Annotated in this window: 11 protein-coding genes; all 11 read left to right on the forward strand. The window is 37.2% G+C overall.

Annotated features, from left to right (window positions below):
* The first annotated feature begins 472 nt into the window (after nucleotides 1-472).
* Nucleotides 473-1,852 (forward strand): glycosyl hydrolase family 28 protein, encoded by a 1,380-nt coding sequence (locus tag LQV47_RS15305; protein WP_230038333.1) that lies wholly within the window; start codon nucleotides 473-475, stop codon nucleotides 1,850-1,852.
* Nucleotides 1,849-4,704, forward strand: a complete 2,856-nt coding sequence (locus LQV47_RS15310) for a glycoside hydrolase family 2 TIM barrel-domain containing protein (RefSeq protein ID WP_230038335.1) — start codon at nucleotides 1,849-1,851, stop codon at nucleotides 4,702-4,704. The genes LQV47_RS15305 and LQV47_RS15310 overlap by 4 nt, the downstream gene beginning before the upstream one ends.
* A gap of 2 nt (nucleotides 4,705-4,706) precedes the next feature.
* Complete coding sequence (locus tag LQV47_RS15315; protein ID WP_230038337.1) at nucleotides 4,707-6,029, forward strand: rhamnogalacturonan acetylesterase; 1,323 nt, start codon at nucleotides 4,707-4,709, stop codon at nucleotides 6,027-6,029.
* Nucleotides 6,030-6,139: 110 nt separating this feature from the next.
* Nucleotides 6,140-8,923, forward strand: a complete 2,784-nt coding sequence (locus LQV47_RS15320) for a glycosyl hydrolase (protein ID WP_230038339.1) — start codon at nucleotides 6,140-6,142, stop codon at nucleotides 8,921-8,923.
* Nucleotides 8,924-8,934: 11 nt separating this feature from the next.
* A complete protein-coding gene (locus tag LQV47_RS15325) occupies nucleotides 8,935-9,738 on the forward strand; it encodes a hypothetical protein (protein ID WP_230038341.1) in 804 nt (267 codons plus the stop codon).
* A 256-nt stretch (nucleotides 9,739-9,994) separates the two neighbouring features.
* Nucleotides 9,995-11,869, forward strand: a complete 1,875-nt coding sequence (locus tag LQV47_RS15330; RefSeq protein WP_230038343.1) for a rhamnogalacturonan lyase — start codon at nucleotides 9,995-9,997, stop codon at nucleotides 11,867-11,869.
* A gap of 218 nt (nucleotides 11,870-12,087) precedes the next feature.
* On the forward strand, nucleotides 12,088-13,251 hold the full coding sequence (locus tag LQV47_RS15335; RefSeq protein ID WP_230038345.1) for a glycoside hydrolase family 88 protein: 1,164 nt from the start codon (nucleotides 12,088-12,090) through the stop codon (nucleotides 13,249-13,251).
* A gap of 433 nt (nucleotides 13,252-13,684) precedes the next feature.
* Complete coding sequence (gene rhaT, locus LQV47_RS15340; RefSeq protein ID WP_230038347.1) at nucleotides 13,685-14,773, forward strand: L-rhamnose/proton symporter RhaT; 1,089 nt, start codon at nucleotides 13,685-13,687, stop codon at nucleotides 14,771-14,773.
* Nucleotides 14,774-15,112: 339 nt separating this feature from the next.
* Nucleotides 15,113-18,151 (forward strand): TonB-dependent receptor, encoded by a 3,039-nt coding sequence (locus LQV47_RS15345; RefSeq protein ID WP_230038349.1) that lies wholly within the window; start codon nucleotides 15,113-15,115, stop codon nucleotides 18,149-18,151.
* A gap of 13 nt (nucleotides 18,152-18,164) precedes the next feature.
* Complete coding sequence (locus LQV47_RS15350; RefSeq protein WP_230038351.1) at nucleotides 18,165-20,243, forward strand: RagB/SusD family nutrient uptake outer membrane protein; 2,079 nt, start codon at nucleotides 18,165-18,167, stop codon at nucleotides 20,241-20,243.
* Nucleotides 20,244-20,552: 309 nt separating this feature from the next.
* Complete coding sequence (locus LQV47_RS15355; RefSeq protein WP_230038352.1) at nucleotides 20,553-22,655, forward strand: bifunctional aldolase/short-chain dehydrogenase; 2,103 nt, start codon at nucleotides 20,553-20,555, stop codon at nucleotides 22,653-22,655.
* The last annotated feature ends 42 nt before the right edge of the window (nucleotides 22,656-22,697 follow it).

Consider the following 22,697-nt stretch of genomic DNA (forward strand, 5'->3'; position numbering starts at 1 on the left):
ATAATTTTATGTATAATAAAAGAGATTTTTGTTAATATGTAAATTTTAATTATATTTAAAAGTTAAATAATTGTTATTCAGTTGTTTATTTCTTATTTATTAGTTTTTATAGGTTTTAGTTCTAATTAAATTAAACAAAATGAGAAATTAATTTTAACTAAAATGAGCTTTAATAATCTAATATTGAGCAATCGATTGCGCAAAATGATAATTTACTTAACTATTGAAGGGTAGGGATAAGGCATAATAAATTATTCAACATGAAAGAGCAGGATACCGCCAGCTCCTAAAATGTATATTTTTATGAAAATGAAATAAAAAGGTAATTTTCGCTAAACAGTTGAAAAATAGTTGCTGATTTTTTCTAGAAAAAAACGGAATAATTTTATTTAAATGATATTCCTTTATTTTGTTTTCCTTTTGAGTGCGAATTTTTATTAATGAAATCAGGATATACAGTAAAAAATAAATTATGAAATCTCAAAATACATTAAACTTATTATTATCTCTGTTTGTACTTTTCTTGTTTTCATCAGGAGTAAAAAGCCAGGATAAGTTTCCTGACGGAACCAAAATTCCCAAATGGTTTAAAGAAAATAGACCTACAGATATTAATAAATTAGGGAAAAAATATATCCTTACGGATTTCGGCGTTAAAAACGACAGTACAGTTCTGCAGACAAAACAGGTTCAGGCAGTTATTGATCAGGCAGCTAAAAATGGTGGCGGTGTCATCATTGTACCAAAAGGAACATTCCTTATCAGTTCTATTTTCTTTAAGCAGGGAACACATTTGCATTTGGAGAGCGGTGCAAAATTAAAAGGAAGTGATGATATCAATGATTTTCCGGTAGTTACCACAAGAATGGAAGGTCAAACCGTAAAATATTTTCCTGCTTTAATTAACGCTGACGGATTAAACGGTTTCACCGTTTCAGGAAAGGGAACGCTTGACGGAAACGGACTTCGTTTCTGGAAATCCTTCTGGAAAAGAAGAGAATGGAATCCTAAATGTACTAATATGGATGAAATGAGACCTAGAATTATCTATGTTTCCAATTCTAAAAATGTACAGGTTGAAGGGATTACCATAAAAAACTCCCCATTCTGGAGCACGCATTATTATAAATGTGATTTTGTAAAATTATTAAATCTGACCATCCTTGCTCCGAAAGAGCCTGTAAAAGCACCAAGTACAGATGCAGTTGATATTGATGCTTGTACGAATTTCCTGATTAAAAACTGCTATATGTCAGTTAATGACGATGCAATTGCTTTGAAAGGCGGAAAAGGGCCGAAAGCAGATAAAACCCCTGAGAATGGTGAAAACAGAAACATCATTATTGAAGATAACAGCTTTGGTTTTTGTCACAGCGTGTTGACCTGCGGCAGTGAATCGATTCACAATTACAATGTGATTTTGCGTAACTCAAAAGTGAAAAATGCTTCAAGATTATTACATTTAAAAATGCGTCCCGATACACCTCAGCATTACGAATATCTTACGGTTGAAAATATTACCGGAAATGTAAAAACCTTCCTCTATGTAAAAGGCTGGAATCAGTTTTTCGATTTAAAAGGTGAAGAAAGACCGAGAAAAGGATTGGCCAACAACATCACATTAAAAGACATTAATATCAGTTGCGAAACTGCTTTTTCTATTGAAAAATCAGATTTATACAGTTTGAATGATTTCACATTTGAAAATTTGAAAATAAAAGCTTTGAAACCAGAAATGGAAAACCTGAAGAACATTCAGAATTTAAAGCAAAAAAATATAAATGTTACGCAAGTTGCTTCTATCATGCAATCTTACGACAAAAAAGACGATTCCGACATTGCTGCAAAATGAGTTTTCTTTCTAAAATATTCGTTATTTTATGCTTTTGCTCACAGTTTCTGCATTCTCAATCTAAGGAGATCCAATTCCTGAGCGGGACAGATTCTGAGCATACGAAAGAATGGGACTTTTGGATAACCGGTGGAAGGAAATCAGGAAGCTGGGATAAAATTCAGGTTCCGTCACAATGGGAACAGCAGGGGTTTGGTTCCTACAACTACGGACGAGATTACGTTACCTACGGAAAGAATTTTAAATTTAATGATGAAGTAGGACTTTACAAACACAAATTTTCAGTTCTACATTCCTGGAAAGGAAAATCGGTCAATATTGTTTTTGAAGGTTCAATGACTGATACCGAAGTGAAAATCAACGGAAAATTAGCCGGAAAAATTCATCAGGGTGCTTTTTACGAATTTAAATATGATATTTCAGACAAATTAATCTTTGGAAAAGAAAATATTCTTGAAGTCAAAGTTTCTAAAATGTCTGCAGATAAATCTGTAAACAGTGCAGAACGTCTTGCCGATTACTGGGTTTTGGGAGGAATTTTCAGGCCTGTTTACCTCGAGGCCAATTCAAAAGAAAATATTTCATGGACAGCCATTGATGCCAAAGCAGACGGCAGTTTTCGTTCAAATATTTATTTAAAAGGAATCCAATCGGTCAACAATTTAAATGTAAAAATTTTTGATGTTAAAAATATTCTCGTTGGGGAATCTCAAATTGTCATTCGAAAAGGAGATACTTTAAAACAGATTCAATTTTCGGTTAAAAATCCAAAACTCTGGACAGCTGAAACGCCCAATTTATACAAAGCTAAATTCAGTTTAAATAAAAACAGAAAAAACATCTTCCAAAGCGAAGAAAAATTCGGCTTCCGAACGATTGAAATCCGAAAAGGCGATGGAATTTACATCAACGGTACCAAAATCAAAATGAAAGGGATCAACCGTCACGTCTGGTGGCCGGAAACGGGTCGTTCTGTTAACAAAAACATTGATTTGATGGACGTTCAGCTCATCAAAGAAATGAATATGAATGCTGTTCGCTGTGCTCATTATCCACCCAATAAATCGTTCCTTCAGATTTGTGATTCGTTGGGTTTATATGTTTTGGATGAACTGGCGGGCTGGCAAAAAAAATACAGCACCGAAGTAGGTAAAAAGATCGTCAGAGAGATGGTTACAAGAGATGCCAATCGTCCTTCCATTATTTTCTGGAGCAACGGAAATGAGGGCGGACATAATTTTAATTTGGATGAAGAATATGCAAAATACGATTTGTCAAACCGTTCCGTAATTCACGCACATCACAAGCCAGGAAATGCTTTCAACGGTATAGACTGCAATCATTATGAAGATTATTACAGCACCAAAAAAATACTTGAAGGCGAAAATATTTATATGCCGACCGAATTTCTACACGCCCAAAATGATGGCGGTGGCGGAACTTCTTTGGCCGATTACTGGGAACTTCACTGGAATTCCAAAAAAGGCGCAGGAGGTTTTCTTTGGGCATTTGCAGATGAAGGTTTGGTGAGAACCGATTTCAATAATCAGATTGATGTGAATGCCATTAATGCTCCGGATGGAGTTGTGGGTCCGCATCGTGAAAAAGAAGGAAGTTTTTATGCGATTCGGGAAATTTATAGTCCGGTAAAAATTAATCTTAAAACGATTTCAAATGATTTTAACGGAATTATTCCTGTAGAAAACCGATATCATTTCACCAATTTAAATGAATGTCATTTTGAATGGAAATTGGTTAAATTTAAAACTCCATTTTCTTCAGAATCTGGTTTTGATGTGATTCAAAAAAGAAATGCAGAGCCCCCGAATATTAAACCAACTGAAAAAGGAAATATTATTTTAAATCTTCCAAATAACTGGAAAGAAAATGAAGGTTTATTGCTGACTGCAACAGACACTTTCGGAAAAGAAATTTATACATGGACTTGGAAAATTTCGTCTAATGATGAAATTTCAAAACATTTCTCGGAATCTTTAATCAAAGAATTTCCGGTTTCAGTTGTAGAAAATGATTCTTTATTTATTTTAAAATCGGACGAAAAAGAATTTTCAATCGGTAAAAAAGATGGATTATTAAAGTCAGTCATTTTAGATAAAAAAGGCAAAAAAATGACCTTCCGAAACGGACCGGTTTTCGTGAGTGAAAAATCAGAATTATCTTCGATAAAATCTTTTGTAGAAGGGAAAAATCAAATTGTTGAAGTTTTGTACAGAGACGGAAAAAAAGCGGTTTGGAAACTTAATCCGAATGGAATTTTAGAACTAAATTATGAATATTCTCTTTCAGGAGAATATGCTTTTTCAGGGGTAAGTTTTGATTACCCTGAAAATTATGTCATCAGCGCAAAATGGCTGGGTAAAGGTCCATATCACGTTTGGAAAAACAGGACTCAGGGACAGACTCATAATGTTTGGCAGAATTTGAAGAACTCAACGCGAACTGGTTTTTTACCGTGGATTTATCCTGAATTTAAAGGGTATTTTGACGATATTTCGTGGCTGCAGTTAGATACTGCGGAAGGAAAAATCACTATCGGAACAAAAGAAGAAAAAATGTTTGTCAGACTTTTTGATTTTTATGGAATTTACGGAGCAGAAGGTTATCCGAAATTGCCAACAGGAAACATTTCATTTTTGGATGCAATTCCGCCGTTGGGAACTGTTTTGGCGTTTAATATTAATGATAAAACCGAAACTTTAGGACCGGAAAGTGAATTGAATCATCTCCATGGAACTTTTAAAAGGACATTGTATTTCTATTTCGGCTTACCGAATTTGGGTGATGAAAATAAACAATTTACAATGCCGAAAGAAAACATTTTAACGGATTAAAGATGAAAAACTGGATAAAAATTTTAACGCTTTTTTTAGGTTCGTTTTTGTTTGCGCAACAAATCTCTTTCAAATTTGATTTTGGAGGAAGCAGAACCGAGAATGGTTTTATTCCTGTTACTTCAACTTCAAAGTTTGACAAGAAAACAGGGTACGGATTTATGGATATTTCCAACTTAAAATCTATTGACAGAAGAGGAAATGCTTTGACGGGAGATTATATCACCAGCGATAAACCTTTCTATTTTTCTGTGGCAATTCCGGAAGGAAATTATGATATTAAGTTAAGTCTAGGCGATTCTAAAGGAACTTCTGAAACAACAGTTCGTGTCGAAAACCGCCGTCTGATGCTGAATGAAATCAAAACAAAACAAGACGAAATCGTTGAGAAACGCATCACGGTACACGTAAAAGACAGCATCATCAGAAATCAGGACGGAACTCAAATCGGGATTGTAAAATTAAAACCAAGAGAAAGAAAATACCTGCATTGGGACAACTTGCTGACGATTGAATTTAATGGTAAAGCTCCCGGAGTTTCTTCAATAATCATTCAGCCGAATAAAAGCGCCAAAACAATCTACCTGACCGGAGATTCTACGGTAGTAGATGCGCAGTATGAACCTTGGGCATCGTGGGGACAAATGTTGCCGTATTTTTTTGTTCCGAACGAAGTTGTAATTGCCAATTACGCCGAAAGCGGGGAAACGCTGAAAGCCTTTGAAGACCGCCATAGAATCGATAAAATATGGAATAAAATCAGACCTGGAGATTATCTGTTTATCCAATTTGGACATAATGACCAGAAGTCAGGGAACAGCATCAAATCCGGTTACAGGAAAAGGTTGAAAGAATGGATTTTAAAAGCCAAAGAACTGGAAGCAACTCCTGTTTTAATTACTTCCATGAATCGTCGTGTTTTTGATGAGAACAATAAAATCGTCAACACATTGGATGATTTTCCTGATGCGATGCGGGAGATTGCAAAAGAAGAAAATATCTTCTTAATTGATTTAAATGTGATGAGTAAAGCCCTGTTTGAAGCCATGGGACCGGGAAATTCTAAAAAGGCATTTGTCTATTATCCTGCAAATTCTTATCCCAATCAACCGGATGCTTTGGCAGATGACACTCATTTTAATACGTATGGTGCTTATGAATTGGCGAAATGTGTCGTTAAAAGTATTGTTGATCAAAAGCTGCCTTTGAGTCAATTTATTTCAAAAAATTATAAAGGTTTTGATTTAAATAAACCTGATCCTGTTGGAAAATTCCATTGGACGGAAAGTATCTTTATGGAAGCTTTAAAACCGGATGGGAATTAATTAAAAATCTATGATTTTTAAAACTAATGTGTTCTTCTCAAAAGCAGAATCACATACTTAAAGTAACTAAAGTGTTTAAAATCTTTTGTGACTAAATTTAAAAGTTAAAAATGAAAATTAAAATTAAAAATATAGTCAGTCTTAGTCTCATCTGTTTTGTGTTCGGAAATCTTTCCGCACAAAATCCGTGGCCAAAACCCACGGAGACTGTAAAACCATGGACACGCTGGTGGTGGATGGGAAATGCAGTTGATGAAAAAGGATTAGATAAACAACTGACAACACTTAATCAAGCGGGTTTTGGAGGGGTAGAAATCGTCCCGATTTATGGAGCAAAAGGCTTTGAAAATCAGTATATCAATTATCTTTCTCCGGAGTGGATGAAAATGCTTCAGTTCACTACAAACAAAGCAAAAAGCCTGAACATGGGCGTCGATATGTCGGTCGGAACAGGTTGGCCAATTGGCGGACCGCAAGTTAACGAACAGGATGCGGCCACAAAAATGATTGTTCAGAAGTACATGATTTCATCGGGTGAAAAATTTGCAGAAAAAATCATTTTGAAAGATGAAAAAAAGAAGAATTTAAAAACTATAAAACTGGATATTGTAACGGCTTACAATGAAAAAAATGAACCGGTGGTTTTAACAGATAAAGTTAATGCTGATGGGGCTTTAAATTGGAAACCAACGTCAGGAAAATGGATAATCTACGCAGTTTTCGCTAGTAAAACTTTGCAAAAAGTAAAACGTGCTGCTCCGGGTGGAGAAGGCTATACGTTGGACCATTTTTCACCGGCGGCAACCAAAGATTATCTGAAAACTTTCGATAAAGCTTTTGGAAATTCAAACTACGGAATCCGTTCTTTTTTCAATGACAGTTATGAGGTTTACAACGCAGATTGGACGCCGGATTTTTTAAATGAATTCAAGAAGAGAAGAGGATACAATCTAAGTCCGTACATTAAATATTTGGTCAGCAATGAGGAGAATGAAATTGCAGGACGGGTAAAATCAGATTACAGAGAAACGCTGAGTGAATTGATTTTAAACAATTTTACCAAAGATTTCACCCATTGGGCGCATTCAAAAAACTCAAAAAATACTAATCAGGCGCACGGTTCGCCGGGAAATTTGCTGGATTTGTATGCAGCAGTTGATATTCCTGAATCTGAAACTTTCGGAAGTTCAATTTTTGGAATCCCTGGATTAAAAAGAGATACTGCGGATATTCAGAAATCAGATATGCCGGATTTTAATATGTTGAAATTTGCTTCTTCGGCAGCGAATGTGACAGGGAAAAAGTTAACTTCAAACGAAACTTTTACATGGCTGACAGAACATTTCAAAACCTCCTGGTCACGGACAAAACCAGAAGTGGAACAAGTGTTTTTATCGGGAATTAATCATGTTTTTTACCATGGTACAACGTATACACCGGCGGATGTTCCGTTTCCGGGATGGCTGTTTTATGCTTCGGTAAATTTTGTTCCTGAAAACAGTTTGTGGCCCCATTTGAAGGGTTTAAATTCTTATATCGAACGTACGCAATCTGTTTTGCAGAGCGGAAAATCGGATAACGAATTGCTGATGTACTGGCCTATTTACGACCAATGGGCCAATCCGAAAGGGAAGGATGTGACATTCAAAGTTCATAATGTTGAAAAATGGTTACAGCCCACTCCGATGTATGAAAATCTGAATAAACTCAGTAAAATGGGGTATTCCTTAGATATGATTTCGGACAAAATGATTGGCGAATCGAAGCCTGAAAACCAGAAGATTCAGGTGTCGGAAGATGGTTCTACGTATCAGGTTTTGATTATTCCCGAATTAACTTATCTGCCCGAATCTACTTTAAAAAATATTTTGGATTTAACTCAAAACGGAGCTTCAATAATTTTTCAAAATGAGCCGAAAGATATTCCCGGAAATTTTGAAGTGGAGAAAAGAAGAACGCAATTAAAATCTTTATGGAACCAAATCCAGTTTCAAAACCAGGCTGTAAATTTGAAAACGGCGAGCTTTGGAAAGGGTAAAATCATTTTAAGTTCGGATATTGCGAAAGCGTTGGAATATTTAAAAATAGAAAGAGAAAAACTGACTGACACCGGATTGAAATTCGTGAGAAGACAGTTTGACGGCGGAAAATATTATTACATCGTGAATCACACTTCAAAGGAAATTAATCAAAATATTCCTTTAAATTTTGTCGGAAAACAAGTTGTCCTAATGAATCCTGAAAACGGAGATTTTGGACTTGCTGAAATTCAAAATAATTCGGTTAGAGTACAACTGAAATCGGGAGAATCTTTAATTATAAAAGCTTCTGAAAACATAAACAGTTCAATTTCAAAATGGAAATATGTTGAAAAGACAGATTTTCCTATCAATTTAAATCAAAACTGGCAATTAACTTTCAAAGAAGGCGGTCCCGAACTTCCAAAATTAAGAAAATTAAAGAAATTGGAACCCTGGACCAATTTCTCAGAAGATCCTGCAACACAAAGCTTTTCAGGGACTGGTGTTTATATAACAACTTTAAACTTGAAGAAAAAAAATGCAGACGATTATCTGTTGAAATTTGATAAACTGTATGAAAGTGCAAAAGTAATTGTCAACGGTCAGGAAGCGGGAATTGTCTGGAGCATTCCTTTTGAAATCAACATTGGAAAATACCTTAAAAAAGGAAAAAATACCATTCAGATTGAAGTTTGTAGTTTAATGGCGAACAGAATCCGTTATATGGATCAAAATAAAATTCAGTGGCGTAATTACCACGAAATCAATTTTGTGAATATCAACTATAAGCCTTTTGATGCATCTAACTGGAAAGTGCAGCCTTCCGGTCTGGATGGCGAAATTAAATTGATTCCAATACATTATTCAAAATAAAATTAAAAGAAATGAATAACAAAATAGTAAAAACATTCGCATTAGGAACTTTGCTGACATTCAGCTTTTCTAATGCTCAGCAGAAACCAAAAGTCGTTTTAGACAATTTTTTCAACAACGAAAAAAAGGAAAATAAAGAAACCAAAGTCCTGGAATCCTGGCATTATACATGGAATGACACCAGCAACGGCGGGTTTTCTTTGTTGGGAGAAATTTTCACAAAACAAGGCGCAGAAATCAGTATGCTGACAACTGCTCCGACCAAAAAAGATTTGAAAAATGCCGGTATTTATATCATTGTCGATGCGGATACTGACAAAGAAGCTTACGGTGGAAAGGCAAATCTGATTGATGCAGCAAGCATCAAAAATTTGGTGGAATGGGTGAACAATGGTGGTGTTTTGGTTTTAATGAGCAACGACAGTGGTAATTCTGAATTTGAACATTTCAACAAACTGGCGGGAGAATTTGGAATTCATTTCAACGATGACAGTTACAACCGTGTTCAGAAAAGAGAATTCGAGCAGGGAAAAGTGATGGTTCCGGCAGGAAATGAAGTTTTTTCTGAGCAGAAATTATATATGAAAGAAGTGGCGACGATTTCAGTGAAAAGTCCGGCGAAAGAATTGCTGTCTGCGGAAGGCAAAAACATCGCCGCCATCGCAAAAATTGGCAAAGGAACTGTCTTTGCATTGGGCGATCCGTGGTGTTATAATGAATACATTGACGGCAAAAAACTACCCGCAGATTTTACCAATTATCAGGGAACTGAGGAGTGGGTGAAGTGGTTATTGAGGCAAACTTCTAAAAAATAAAGATATTGCGCAATCGATTGAAATTTATTAATGTAAATTATTTGGACAGCTTAATCCGCCCTCACTTCCCTTTTTTGTTCGTCGTTATCCTCGCAAAAAGAACTCCACCCCAGTTCGCTGCAAGCGATTCAACGTAACATCCTTGTCAAGGTTCTAAACCTTGACAAGGATAAAATTCAATAGGAACAGGCTGAAGCCGTTTACGAATAATGAAAATATAGATTGGCTTTAGCCGAAACTTACAAAGCAAAGATTTATGAAAATCAAATATATACTTATCACATCTGCCATTTTTCTATCGCAGCTATTTTCTGCACAGAGACAAATGGAATACCTCAAACGAGGAATTGTTGCCATTCCTGTAGAATCAGGGGTTTTCGTGAGTTGGCGTCTGCTAGGAACAGAGGAGCAAAATACCCATTTTGATTTGTATCGGACTGAAAATAATTCAACTATAAAACTGAATGAAAAACTCCTTTTAAACGGAACTAATTTCTTAGATAAAACTGCTGATAAAGCGAAGAATTATACCTATTTCGTTAAGTCAAATACTCAGGATAAATCAGTTGACAATGATTCTGCAAAATATGTAGCCAATCAAAAACCTTATTTTTCCATTCCCTTAAAAACACCACAAGGTTATACCCCGAATGATGCTTCTGTGGCAGATTTGGATGGTGATGGTGAATATGAAATCATTCTGCATCAAACCGGAAGGTCAAAAGACAACAGTCAGAAAGGTATTACTGATCCACCCATCATCCAGGCTTACAAAATGAATGGTACATTTTTATGGGAAATCAATCTGGGAAAAAATATCAGAGAAGGAGCGCATTATACACAGTTTTTGGTATACGATCTCGATCAGGACGGTAAAGCCGAAATTGTAATGAAAACCGCCGACGGAAGCAAAGACAGCAAAGGAAAATTTATAGGAGACCCGACAAAAAATTACGTCAATGAAAATGGAATGATCCTTTCCGGACCGGAGTTCCTGACTGTTTTTAATGGTGAAACCGGCGAAGAAATTCATACCGTGAATTATGAAGTTCCAAGATTTGCAGGGAGTCTGAATCCAACCGACGAGCAAATGACCGAAACCTGGGGTGATGCAAAAGGCAACAGAATAGACCGGTTTTTGGGAGCTGTTGCTTACCTGGACGGTAAAACTCCAAGTGTAATTATGTCGAGGGGATATTACACCAGAACGGCAATCGCGGCATGGGATTATAAAGATAAAAAACTCAGTTTGCGATGGCTTTTTGATACCGAAAGTTCAGAAGAAAATAAAAAATACCGCGGACAGGGAAATCATAACCTGAGTATTGCAGATGTTGATAATGACGGAAAAGATGAAATTATCTTCGGTGCCATGACGGTTGATGATAATGGGAAAGTGCTGAACAGTACAGGTTTTGGCCATGGTGATGCGCTGCACGTTGGAGATTTAGACCCATCTAATCCCGGATTGGAAATTTTTGATATTCAGGAAAGATTTGATGATGCAGGTGCACATTTCAGAGATGGAGCTACCGGGAAAGTTTTATGGAAATTACCATCTTTAATTTATAGTAAACAAGGCAAATTTCAGGGACCGGGACGAGGATTATCTTTAAATATAGACCCAAGGTATGAAGGTTCAGAATGTTGGGCTGCAGGAGCTGGAGTTAAAGGGCTTTACGATGCGAAAGGAAAAAAAATCAGTGAAAAAAATCCGTCAGTTAATATGGGGATTTATTGGGATGGAGATTTTTTAAGCGAAATTCTAGACGGGACCTCCGTATCAAAATGGGATTGGAATAAAGAAAAATCGGATTTGATTTTTGATGCTAAAGATTTTCAGTGTGAATCCAATAACGGGACCAAGAAAAACCCTTCTTTGGTCGCCGATTTATTCGGGGATTGGCGGGAAGAAGTGATGTACAGAACCTCAGATAATAAGGAACTTCGGATTTTCAGTTCGACAATTCCGACGAAGCACCGTTTGTACACGTTGATGCATAATCCACAATACCGTTTGAGCATCGTCTGGCAAAATGTAGGGTACAATCAGCCTCCCCATACCGATTATTATTTGGATGAATCTGTTTCAAAGGTTCCTGCGCCAAATATTTATACCGTTAAACCTTAATATTTATAGAATTTAAATTTATTTTAAACATTAAGAAGTTTAGAAAAATAGATAATTAATAATTAAAAGAAAGATTAAGAGATTTGACGAAGTCAAAATAATAAGTGTTATGCTTAAAAAATATCTTGATGTTTCCTTAATTAATCTTAATCCTTTAATTTTCTTAATGTTGAAGTTTTTAAAACTAATACATTGTACAATAAAAAATATATATAATTATGAAGAAAGTATTAATGAGAGGCGCTTTTTATGCGTTGATTATTGGAGTTTTATCTTCTTGTTCAGTTCAGAAAGAAACAAGGGCAAAGAACGTTAATCTCCCGGATAAAAAAGAAGTGTTGGAAGTTTCACGAAGAGCAAATCAATATTTCATGAACAAATGGCCGGATCCGGGAAAGGAAGTTGTCGGCAAAAAAGTATGGCCGAGCAATCTTTGGACGCGGGCTGTTTATTACGAGGGATTAATAGCATTATATAAAGTAGATCCTAAGAAAGAATATTACGATTACGCCATCGACTGGTCTCAAAAGCACAATTGGGACATGATGCGCGGAACCTACACCCGAAATGCCGACAATCAGGCTTGCGGACAAACGTATCTTGATCTTTACGAAATTGACGGAAGGAAAAATCCGGAAAGAATAAAATTAGTGAAAGCCTCGATGGACAGTATGATCACCTCCAAAAAATCAGATGACTGGTGGTGGATTGATGCACTTCAGATGGGAATGCCAATTTTTACAAAACTGGGCAGAATTACGGGTGAGCAAAAGTATTTCGATAAAAACTACGAAATGTATGCTTTTACCAAATATAAGCATGGCGGAAATGGTTTGTACAACCCAAAAGATAAACTTTGGTGGCGAGACAAGAGTTTTGTTCCGCCTTATAAAGAACCTAACGGTGAAGATTGCTACTGGAGCCGCGGAAACGGTTGGGTAGTTGCTGCTTTGGTACGTACGCTGGAGGACACGCCAAAATCCGACCCACATTATCAGGAATATTTGCAGGATTATAAAGATTTGTTATCAGCTTTGCTGCCCATCCAAAGAGAAGATGGCTTCTGGAATGCAAGTTTACATGACCCAAACAATTTTGGAGGCAAGGAAATGACGGGAACCGCTCTGTTTGTATATGGAATGGCGTATGGAATCAATAAAGGTTTAATTGATAAGAAAACGTATTTACCCATTGTTGTGAAGGCCTGGAATGCAATTGCAAAAGATTCCGTTCAGCCTAATGGATTTCTGGGCTGGGTACAGGGAACAGGAAAAGAACCTAAAGACGGTCAGCCACTTGCTGTTGACAAAGAACCTGATTTTGAAGATTATGGTTTAGGCTGCCTGTTGCTTGCTGCCAGTGAAGTGTATAAAATGAAGTAACGTTTTTATTACCATAAATTTCGCAGATTTGCACAACTGATTGCGTCTAATTTGACAACTTAAATAAAGTATAGCATAAACATTTGTGTAGATCTGAGAAATCTGTGGGAAAATCAATAAAGTCGGACTTTAGCTGACTATAAATAAGAACCAACCTAAGGCTTTAGCCATATTTTATAGGTTTTGCTAAAGCCAACAATAGAATGTACCTTAGTAAATGGGCTTTAGCCCATTTCTATTGATGTTTTTTGAAATTTTAGAGAACAGAATTAATTTTAATAGATGATTTCAAGTATTGAACTTTTAATTCTTTGTTTGGCTACATCGAATCATTGATTTAAAAAAAAAGAATTATTATTGTAAACATGACACTACAAGATGCGCAATCGATTTCATAGTATTAATTTTCAAATTCAATCCATAAGATAAAATTATGAATGCATTATTAGGAGTTTTTTTTCATTTCTTAGGAGGCTTTTCTTCAGGGAGTTTTTACCTGCCCTATAAAAAAGTAAAAGGCTGGTCCTGGGAAACGTATTGGCTGATAGGAGGCGTTTTTTCCTGGGTCATCGTTCCGCCATTGGCTGCCTTTATGACCATTCCTGATTTTTGGGAAATCATTCAGAGTGAAAGTTCTTCCATATTGGGACTGACGTTTTTGTTTGGTGCTTTGTGGGGAATTGGCGGTTTTACTTATGGTTTAGGAGTCAGATATTTGGGTGTTGCGCTTGGGAGCAGCATTATTTTGGGACTTTGTATGATATTCGGATCATTGGTTCCTTCTATTTATTATGAATTTTCTCCGCAAACAGGAAAAGACAATATCGGTTTACTGTTTTCCAGCAATTGGGGACAGTTTGTGTTATTGGGACTTCTGGTTTGTGTTATTGGAATCGTCATCAGCGGAAAAGCAGGGATGATGAAGGAAAAAGAGCTGCAAACCGGTTCAATAGATCCTCATGGTGTAGAAGGAAAAACGGAATATAAATTCGGGTTGGGAATAATAGTTTCCATCATTTCCGGTGTTTTAAGTGCATGTTTCAATTTCGGACTGGAGGCAGGAAAGCCAATGGCCATTGTAGCCAATGAAGCCTGGAAACTAGCAAATCCGGGACAGGGAGAATTTCTTTTTCAAAATAATGTAACCTATGTGGTTGTCCTTTGGGGCGGGATGGCAGTCAATCTGATCGGCTGTCTGTATTTGGCTTTTAAAAATAAATCTTACACCGACTATACTAAGAGAAATGTACCTGTTGCAAAAAATATCATCTTCTGTGCGCTTGCCGGAACCATGTGGTTTTTACAGTTTTTCTTTTATGGTATGGGTGAAAGTAAAATGGGAAATGGGGCGAGCTCGTGGATTTTACACATGGCATTTATTATCTTCATTGCTAATTTGTGGGGAATCATTATTAAAGAATGGAAAGGAGTTTCCAAAAGAACCATTACTACCATTGCTGTTGGAATGATCGTCATGTTTATTTCTATTTTGATGGTAGGGTATGGCAATTCCTTAAGATAGCCTTCCCCCTGTTTCATTGACGGTTTCACAATATCTATTCATATAGTTTCAGAGTTAAAAAATAACTCAATAAGGCACTGATTGTTTCAGTGTCTTTTTTATTTAAAAGCAATTAACTCTAAAAAAAGGGGATCTGTTTGAAATAGGAATTTATAATTCACGGTTTAGTTAAGTATTTTATTGAATGATTGATAATTTACACGTGATTTGTTGAGTATTTTAAAATATAACTTAAATATTTGCAGTTAATTGTGGTAAATTATGAATATTGCAATACAGGATATTGCAGGATGCCTGGATTTTTGTAACGGTGTATTTTGGTAACATAAAAATTAACATATGTCTTTGATAGTTAAACACAAAAATATAAAGCGAATAGTCTTTCCGGCATTTATGCTTTCAACAAGTTTTGTCTGGGGGCAAAAGGCGGTAAACGATACTGTGAAAAACACAAAAGATATTGAGGAAGTGGTTGTTATCGGTTATGGTAAAGTTAAGAAGTCAGACTTAACAGGATCTGTTTCTTCAGTTTCTGCAAAAGATTTAGCAGCTACACCGGCAATGAACGCTTTACAGGCACTGCAGGGAAGAGCTGCAGGTCTGAATATTGTGACTGCAGGCGGTGCCCCGGGAGCCAGCGCCAATGTTACGATCAGGGGAGGTTCTTCCATTACCCAAAGTTCTGATCCACTTTATATTGTAGACGGTTTCCAAATGGATAACGCTTTGAATGTGATTAATCCTAATGATATTGAAAGTATCGACGTACTAAAAGGAGCTTCTGCGATTGCCATTTACGGAGCCCGTGGTTCCAACGGTATTATTGTTATTAAAACTAAAGGTGGTAAAAAAGGAAGAACGGTTATCAACTATAATACGTTCATGTCATTTGATATGCTTTCAAAGAAACTGGATATGCTCTCAAATCCGGAACAATATGTAAAGTATCAGTACGAATTGGGAATGCTTCAGTCTAAGCCATCAGCGTGGAGTAATGTTTTTGATAATAATTTGGGGACAGATTCACCAGGGTTTTATTCCGGAGCCTATCAGAGGATTGGCAATCGCTATGGGTCTGCTTCCGCATTAGACTGGCAGGAGAAAATGTTGGGCGGAACGGGGGTAACTCAGAACCACAACATAAATATTTCTGCAGGAAATGATAAAACACAGGCATTCATTAGTTATAATTACAATAAGCAGGAGGGTCTGCTTCAAAATTTTAACGAAACAAGAAATTCATTACGTGCCAATATCACTTCGGAATTGTATAAAGGAGTAAGAGTAGATTTCAATACCATGTTTACGAACAATTCTGTAAATGGGGGAGGAGCCTATTCCGGGATGAAAAAAATTCTTCTTCAGCCTATCACCGGAGGTACATTGTTTACTCAGGATCAGCTGTTCAACAATCAGACTTTTCCGGATTTTTCAGCGTTAGATTCCGGTTTCGATACAGAAAATCCATTCATAGAAAATCAGGCATCTACTTCCAACAAACGTACAAGAACATTCGTAGCCAATGCAGGGGTCGAATTTGATTTCCTGAAAAACTTTACATGGAGAACTGCCGGACAATATAGCTGGACAAACAGTAAATCAACATCTTTTTCAGATCAGAATTCCCGTGCCTTTCTTACAGATCCTGTCAACACAGGGATTAACGGAAATATCGCCAATGCGGAAACATTCCGTTATCAGATTACCAATACTTTAAATTATAATAAAACTTTTGGTGAAAAACATAAAGTAAATGCTTTAATCGGGAACGAAATCTGGTATGAAGAATCCGAAGGAAGCAGCATGAAACTTACAAAATTCCCGTATCCTAATTTCGGGTTGGATGATATTGCCAACGCAACGGTAGCTGATAAAAATACAGACCGATCAAGTATGAGCTTACTTTCCTATTTTGCCCGTGCGAATTACAATTATGATAATCGTTACTTAATTACAGGGACAATACGTGCGGACGGTTCTTCAAAATTTGCGAAGGATATTCGTTGGGGATATTTTCCATCAATAGCAGGTGCTTGGCGCGTTTCTCAGGAAAACTTCTGGAAAGAGCATAAGATCAATAATTTTGTTAATGATTTTAAATTAAGAATTGAATACGGGGCCACTGGTAATAACGGGGTTGCTAATCATTTATGGAGAACCAATGTTCTGCTTACAGATTACCCGATGAACAATACCCAGGGATATCCTGCCTATGTTACAAGCACAAACTGGGGAAATCCATATCTTCAGTGGGAAGAACTGAGAACAACCAATATTGGGGTAGATTTAGCTTTTTTCAATAGCAGAATTAAATTAACCTCCGAATGGTATAATAATAACGTCAGCAAAATGCTTTTTGAAAGTGTACTTCCCGTTTCCTCAGGCTATTCAAGACAATATCAGAATATTGGTTCTATGAGAAACAGAGGGATGGAATTCACATTAAATACCATCAATTTAAAATCAGAAAATTTCAGATGGACAACAGACCTTAATATTTCTTTCAATAAATCTAAAGTTCTTTCTCTTGAAAACGGACAACTGAATAAAACGTTCAGTGTCGGAGGAAGCAGAACGGGAATGGTAACCTACTATGCAACTCTAGGAGAAGAATTGGGTGATATGTACGGATATGTTTATCAGGGAGTTTACACGACTGATGATTTTACTCAAAATCCAGATGGATCATTAACCTTAAACCCGGGCGTTGTAAAACCTGCCACCGGAACTCCTAAACCGGGAGATATGAAATTTGCTGCTGATAATGAAGCAGGTGATCAGTTTACAAGAAAAATGCAGAAGATAGGAAACGGTACTCCGGATTTTATCGGGGGAATCAGCAATAACTTCTCCTACAAAGGCTTTGACCTGGCTGTGTTTATGAAATTTAGCGTTGGTAATGATATTTATAACGCAACCAAGCAAAGTTTAAGTCCATACGCCATGTTCCAGAATGCTCCTTCAGAATTCGGAAACAATTATTATCATTTGATTGATCCTAATACGGGACAGGCAACAACAAATTTGGTTAGGCTTAAAGAGCTGAATCCTGATGAAGGTTCAAGACTGTGGAGCTTAAGCAATACAAATACTGCAAATATTGCCTACCCATCATCGTATTATGTAGAAGACGGCTCCTACCTGAGAATTGCTCAGGTAACATTAGGATACTCTTTTCCTAGAGAATTTTTAAATAAAGTGATGCTAACCAATGCCCGTATCTATTTTACCGTTAATAATCTGGCGACAATTACAGGGTACTCAGGGTATGATCCTGAAGTTTCGGCGGCAAGCGGGGTGACTGTGACACCTGGATATGACAGCTCTACATATCCTCGTTCACGAAGCTATGTTCTTGGTCTTAACTTAACTTTCTAATACTATTTAAATCATGAAAAATATACATAAAACTCCCGTATTGCTAAGAAAACTGGTCATTCTTCCCTCAATTTTCGTCGCCGTTTTAGCGATGAATTCATGCAGTGACGATTTTCTGGATCAGCCGGCCTACAATTCATTGGATACAGAATCTGTATTTAAGAATATAGATACTGCAGAGATGTTTGTTCTGGGTTGTTACAGAGGTATAGTTCCAACTGAAATGTATTATCAGCTGGGAGCGGGAGACACCGTAACCCACTCTTCAGAAGATGGCTCTACCAATAATTCCAAGTATAATATTGCCAACTACAAGTATGATGCCTATACTCCGAATACGGTAACAGGAATTTACGCTGCGATGTATGCCGTTATTGAAAGAACAAATATTGCCGTGAGCGGGTTAAGCAAAATGGAAGCCAGCACAAAACGTGATGCTTTACTGGCTGAGGTTAAGGCTATTCGTGCATTTTGTTATTATAATTTAATTCGGGTGTACGGAGATGTTCCTTCCGTTTTTAAACCTCTGGATGAGATGGATCCTAATGATCCGAATACATTATATCCAAAACGTACTTCAAGAGACGAAATTTACGATCGCATCATCGCTGATCTTCAGGAATCTGTAGGTAACATTCCAAATTTTGGTCAAAGTGGCTATGCAACAACAGAGCGTTTAACAAAGCAGGGAGCTAATGCCTTATTGGCGAGAATCGCTCTCTATGCCGCAGGGTATTCCCTTCGTTGGGACCTGAATACCGGAAGTGGGGCGATGATGTCGCGTCGCAGTGATAACAGCAGGATTCAGCAGTTATACCAGATTGCGGATAATGCGTGTGCTGCTATTATTAACGGAGGAACAAACTCTTTGGTACAGGCTCAGGGCGGCAAAAGTGGTTTCGAAGCGTTATGGTTCAATTTCTGCCAGAGAAAATTTTCAGTGACAAACTCAGAAATCCTTTGGCAGGTTGCTGAATACGGAGCAAATACAAACTCAGCTTTTGGAGTGTACGCCAATGAAGGTTCCCGTGGAGGAGCATATGGATCAAGAAAGACATTACAATTCATTCTTCCAAGTTATTATTTATCTTTTAATCAGGGAGATAGCCGTAGAGACGTTTCTTGTACTTCTTACAGTGTCTATTTCTTAAATAATGGTAATGCAGGTGATACCTGGGTGAATGCCGGAACTACCTATTCCTGCATCCTGTCAGGTAAATTCAGGATGGGATGGTGTATTGCGCCTCAGGCGGCAGATGCACGAAATTTAAATATTCCTGTTTTAAGATATGCAGATGTTTTATTAATGTATGCAGAAACTCAAAATTACTTAAACGGAGGCCCTACTGCTGCGGGAACTTCTGCTTTTATGCAGGTAAGAAACCGTGCCGGAATCGGAAGTGTACCGGTTCCTTCCGGCCAGCAGGCATTTGAAGCCGCTATTGTTCAGGAGCGTAAATGGGAATTTGCGGGAGAGTTTAACCTTCGTACAGATTTGATCAGAATGAATCGTTTGGCAAGCGAAATTGAGGCAACAAAACAGGCGATGAAAAACTTGTCAAACAAAACGGGAGCCTATGCAAATACACCTGTTTACCGACTCTATAAACTCGAAAAAAATGCACAGATCTATGGTGATCCGTTTTTGGCATTAAAATATATTGATATAACGAGCCCCGCAGAAATTGCAGTCATTACTAATGTTCCAACGGGTTCTGCAGATTTCGACAATTATCAGATTGCATTAAGAGCTATTGTAGCAGCACACGGGCAAGCCACAGCAATAGATGATAAATGGTATCCTACGAATATGTTCCAGGCTTACAACAGTACATTTAACAGCAATGCGAAAAAGACAGCCGGATTTTTAGGAGGTGCTGCAGGCCAGCTTCAGATCGGCAGTATCATCTATACCAAGCCAACAGGTTCAGCAGAAAACGGAGGAACATATCCGAATTGGATAGAAGGGGGAGGAGACGGTCTTTTCTATGGATTCGTACCGAATAAAACAGAATTGTTGCCTTTTGCTGCGCAGTCTGCAGGTCATCCGTTAGTAGATAACCCAAATCTGAGTCAATTACCCGGATATTAATTCAAATAAAATTTACCATTAAGAAATTTAATAGATATGATTTAAAGGTTAAGCTAAAATAGTATGCTTCAAAAACATCTTGGATGTTCCTTAATAAATCTGAACCTTTTAAATTTCTTAATGTTTAAAATAAAAACAACTATTAGCACAAAATTATTAATCAAAATAATCTGAATCAGATTGATATAAGATAATTATACTTAAACGTTAATTTATCTTTAAATACAGTATTTACCAGTATAGTACGGGATGCTGTAAAAGATATTACAGTCTAATTTTGGATAGAAATTCAGAAATATAAGTAAACAAATGGAAAAAGTTAAAACATTCAAATACGTAGACTATTTATGGGACGAAAACAAAGCGGCATCTTTAGGAAATGACCAGGTGGCCTTATTTCTATACCGCTCAAATATATTAGGGGCAGATTTAAGAATTACCAATTATGGAGGAGGTAATACAAGTTGCAAAACCATCGAAAAAGATCCGCTAACCAACGAAGAAGTTGAGGTGATGTGGGTAAAAGGTTCAGGTGGCGACATCGGAACTCTGACAAGAAAAGGAATTGCCGGATTATACACACAAAGATTAAGAAACCTGAAAAATGTGTACCAAGGCTTAGCAGATGAAGACAGAATGGTAGGCTTATTCAATCACTGTATTTTTGATCTGGACAGCAAAGCGCCTTCTATTGATACGCCTCTACATGGTTTACTTCCATTCAAACATATCGATCATCTTCATCCCGATGCCTTAATTGCGGTAGCTGCGGCAAAAGACAGTGAAAAAATTACCAAAGAAATCTGGGGCGACACAATGGGTTGGGTTCCCTGGCAGCGTCCGGGCTTTGATTTAGGATTACAATTGGAAAAATGTTTAAACGATAATCCTGGAATCAGAGGAATTGTTTTAGGAAGCCACGGACTATTCACCTGGGGAGATACTTCTTACGAATGTTACATCAACAGTTTGGAAGTTATCGAAACAGCCTCTGAATATATCGCAAAAAAAATCGAAGAAAACGGACAGGTTTTCGGAGGACAAAAAGTAGAATCTCTTCCTGCTGAAGAACGTAAAAACAAAGCGGCTCAATTGATGCCTTTGTTGAGAGGGTTAGCATCTTCTGAAAGCAGAATGGTCGGTCATTTTACCGATAGCGATGTTGTGATGGAATACATCAACAGCAATGATCTGGAGCGTTTAGCGCCATTAGGAACTTCTTGTCCGGATCACTTTTTAAGAACTAAGATTCAACCTTTGGTTTTAACTTTAGATAAAAATGAAGATTTAAGCGATTCTAAAGCTATTTTAGATAAATTAAATCCTCTTTTCGAACAATACAGACAAGAATACAAAGAATATTACGAAACTTGTAAACATTCAAACAGCCCAGCAATGCGTGATCCGAATCCTGTGATCATCATTTATCCGGGAGTGGGAATGTTCAGTTTTTCAAAAGATAAGCAGACAACGCGTGTTGCAAGTGAATTTTATGTCAATGCAATCAACGTAATGCGTGGAGCAGAAGCCATTTCGGAATATACATCTTTGCCAAGACAGGAAGCATTTGATATCGAATATTGGCTGCTTGAAGAAGCAAAGCTGCAGAGAATGCCGAAAGAAAAACCGCTTTCAAGGAAAATTGCGATCGTAACCGGCGCAGGAGGTGGAATCGGACAGGCCATTGCTGACAAAATGGTTCAGGAAGGGGCAGTTGTTGTTTTTACAGATTTAAATCAGGAAGCTTTAGATACTGTTACAAAAAAATACAGCAAAGATCAGGCGGTAGCCGTTACTTGTGACGTGACCAATGAAGACGCCATTGCGAATGCTTTTAAAGAAACTGTTTTAGCGTTTGGTGGAGTAGATATTCTGGTTCATTCTGCGGGTTTGGCAATTTCTAAATCATTGGAAGACACCACAACAAAAGACTGGGATTTATTAGAGGATGTTTTGGTAAAAGGTCAGTTTTTGATCGCGAAAAATGGAGTGGAGATCATGAAAAAGCAAAATTTAGGCGGAGATATCGTAAATATAGCCAGTAAAAACGGCTTGGTTGCCGGACCAAACAATGTTGCTTATGGAACTGCAAAAGCAGCTCAACAGCACATGACAAGATTATTGGCCGCTGAATTGGCATCTGATAAAATCCGTGTTAATGTAGTAAATCCTGACGGAGTGATCGTTGGAAGCAAAATCTGGGAAGGAGCCTGGGCAGAAGGCCGTGCAAAAGCAAACGGAATTTCTGTTGAAGAACTCCCAGCATTTTACGCAAAAAGAAATTTATTAAATGAAATTATCCTTCCTGAAGACATTGCGAACGGCGTTTTCGCCTGTGTAGCAATTTTAGATAAAACAACAGGAAACATCATCAATGTAGACGGAGGAATGGCCAACGCATTTCCAAGATAAAATTTTAAAATAGATAATTATTAAATTGCTGATTTAATCCGA

Origin of the sequence: Chryseobacterium sp. Bi04 (genome assembly GCF_918698085.1) — a bacterium.
In the GTDB taxonomy this organism is placed as follows: domain Bacteria; phylum Bacteroidota; class Bacteroidia; order Flavobacteriales; family Weeksellaceae; genus Chryseobacterium.

What these genes read in the sequence shown, in the direction of transcription:
- LQV47_RS15305 (WP_230038333.1), top strand. Translation starts at nt 473, where the DNA reads ATGAAATCTCAAAATACATTAAACTTATTATTATCTCTGTTTGTACTT.
- LQV47_RS15310 (WP_230038335.1), top strand. Translation starts at nt 1,849, where the DNA reads ATGAGTTTTCTTTCTAAAATATTCGTTATTTTATGCTTTTGCTCACAG.
- LQV47_RS15315 (WP_230038337.1), top strand. Translation starts at nt 4,707, where the DNA reads ATGAAAAACTGGATAAAAATTTTAACGCTTTTTTTAGGTTCGTTTTTG.
- LQV47_RS15320 (WP_230038339.1), top strand. Translation starts at nt 6,140, where the DNA reads ATGAAAATTAAAATTAAAAATATAGTCAGTCTTAGTCTCATCTGTTTT.
- LQV47_RS15325 (WP_230038341.1), top strand. Translation starts at nt 8,935, where the DNA reads ATGAATAACAAAATAGTAAAAACATTCGCATTAGGAACTTTGCTGACA.
- LQV47_RS15330 (WP_230038343.1), top strand. Translation starts at nt 9,995, where the DNA reads ATGAAAATCAAATATATACTTATCACATCTGCCATTTTTCTATCGCAG.
- LQV47_RS15335 (WP_230038345.1), top strand. Translation starts at nt 12,088, where the DNA reads ATGAAGAAAGTATTAATGAGAGGCGCTTTTTATGCGTTGATTATTGGA.
- rhaT (WP_230038347.1), top strand. Translation starts at nt 13,685, where the DNA reads ATGAATGCATTATTAGGAGTTTTTTTTCATTTCTTAGGAGGCTTTTCT.
- LQV47_RS15345 (WP_230038349.1), top strand. Translation starts at nt 15,113, where the DNA reads ATGTCTTTGATAGTTAAACACAAAAATATAAAGCGAATAGTCTTTCCG.
- LQV47_RS15350 (WP_230038351.1), top strand. Translation starts at nt 18,165, where the DNA reads ATGAAAAATATACATAAAACTCCCGTATTGCTAAGAAAACTGGTCATT.
- LQV47_RS15355 (WP_230038352.1), top strand. Translation starts at nt 20,553, where the DNA reads ATGGAAAAAGTTAAAACATTCAAATACGTAGACTATTTATGGGACGAA.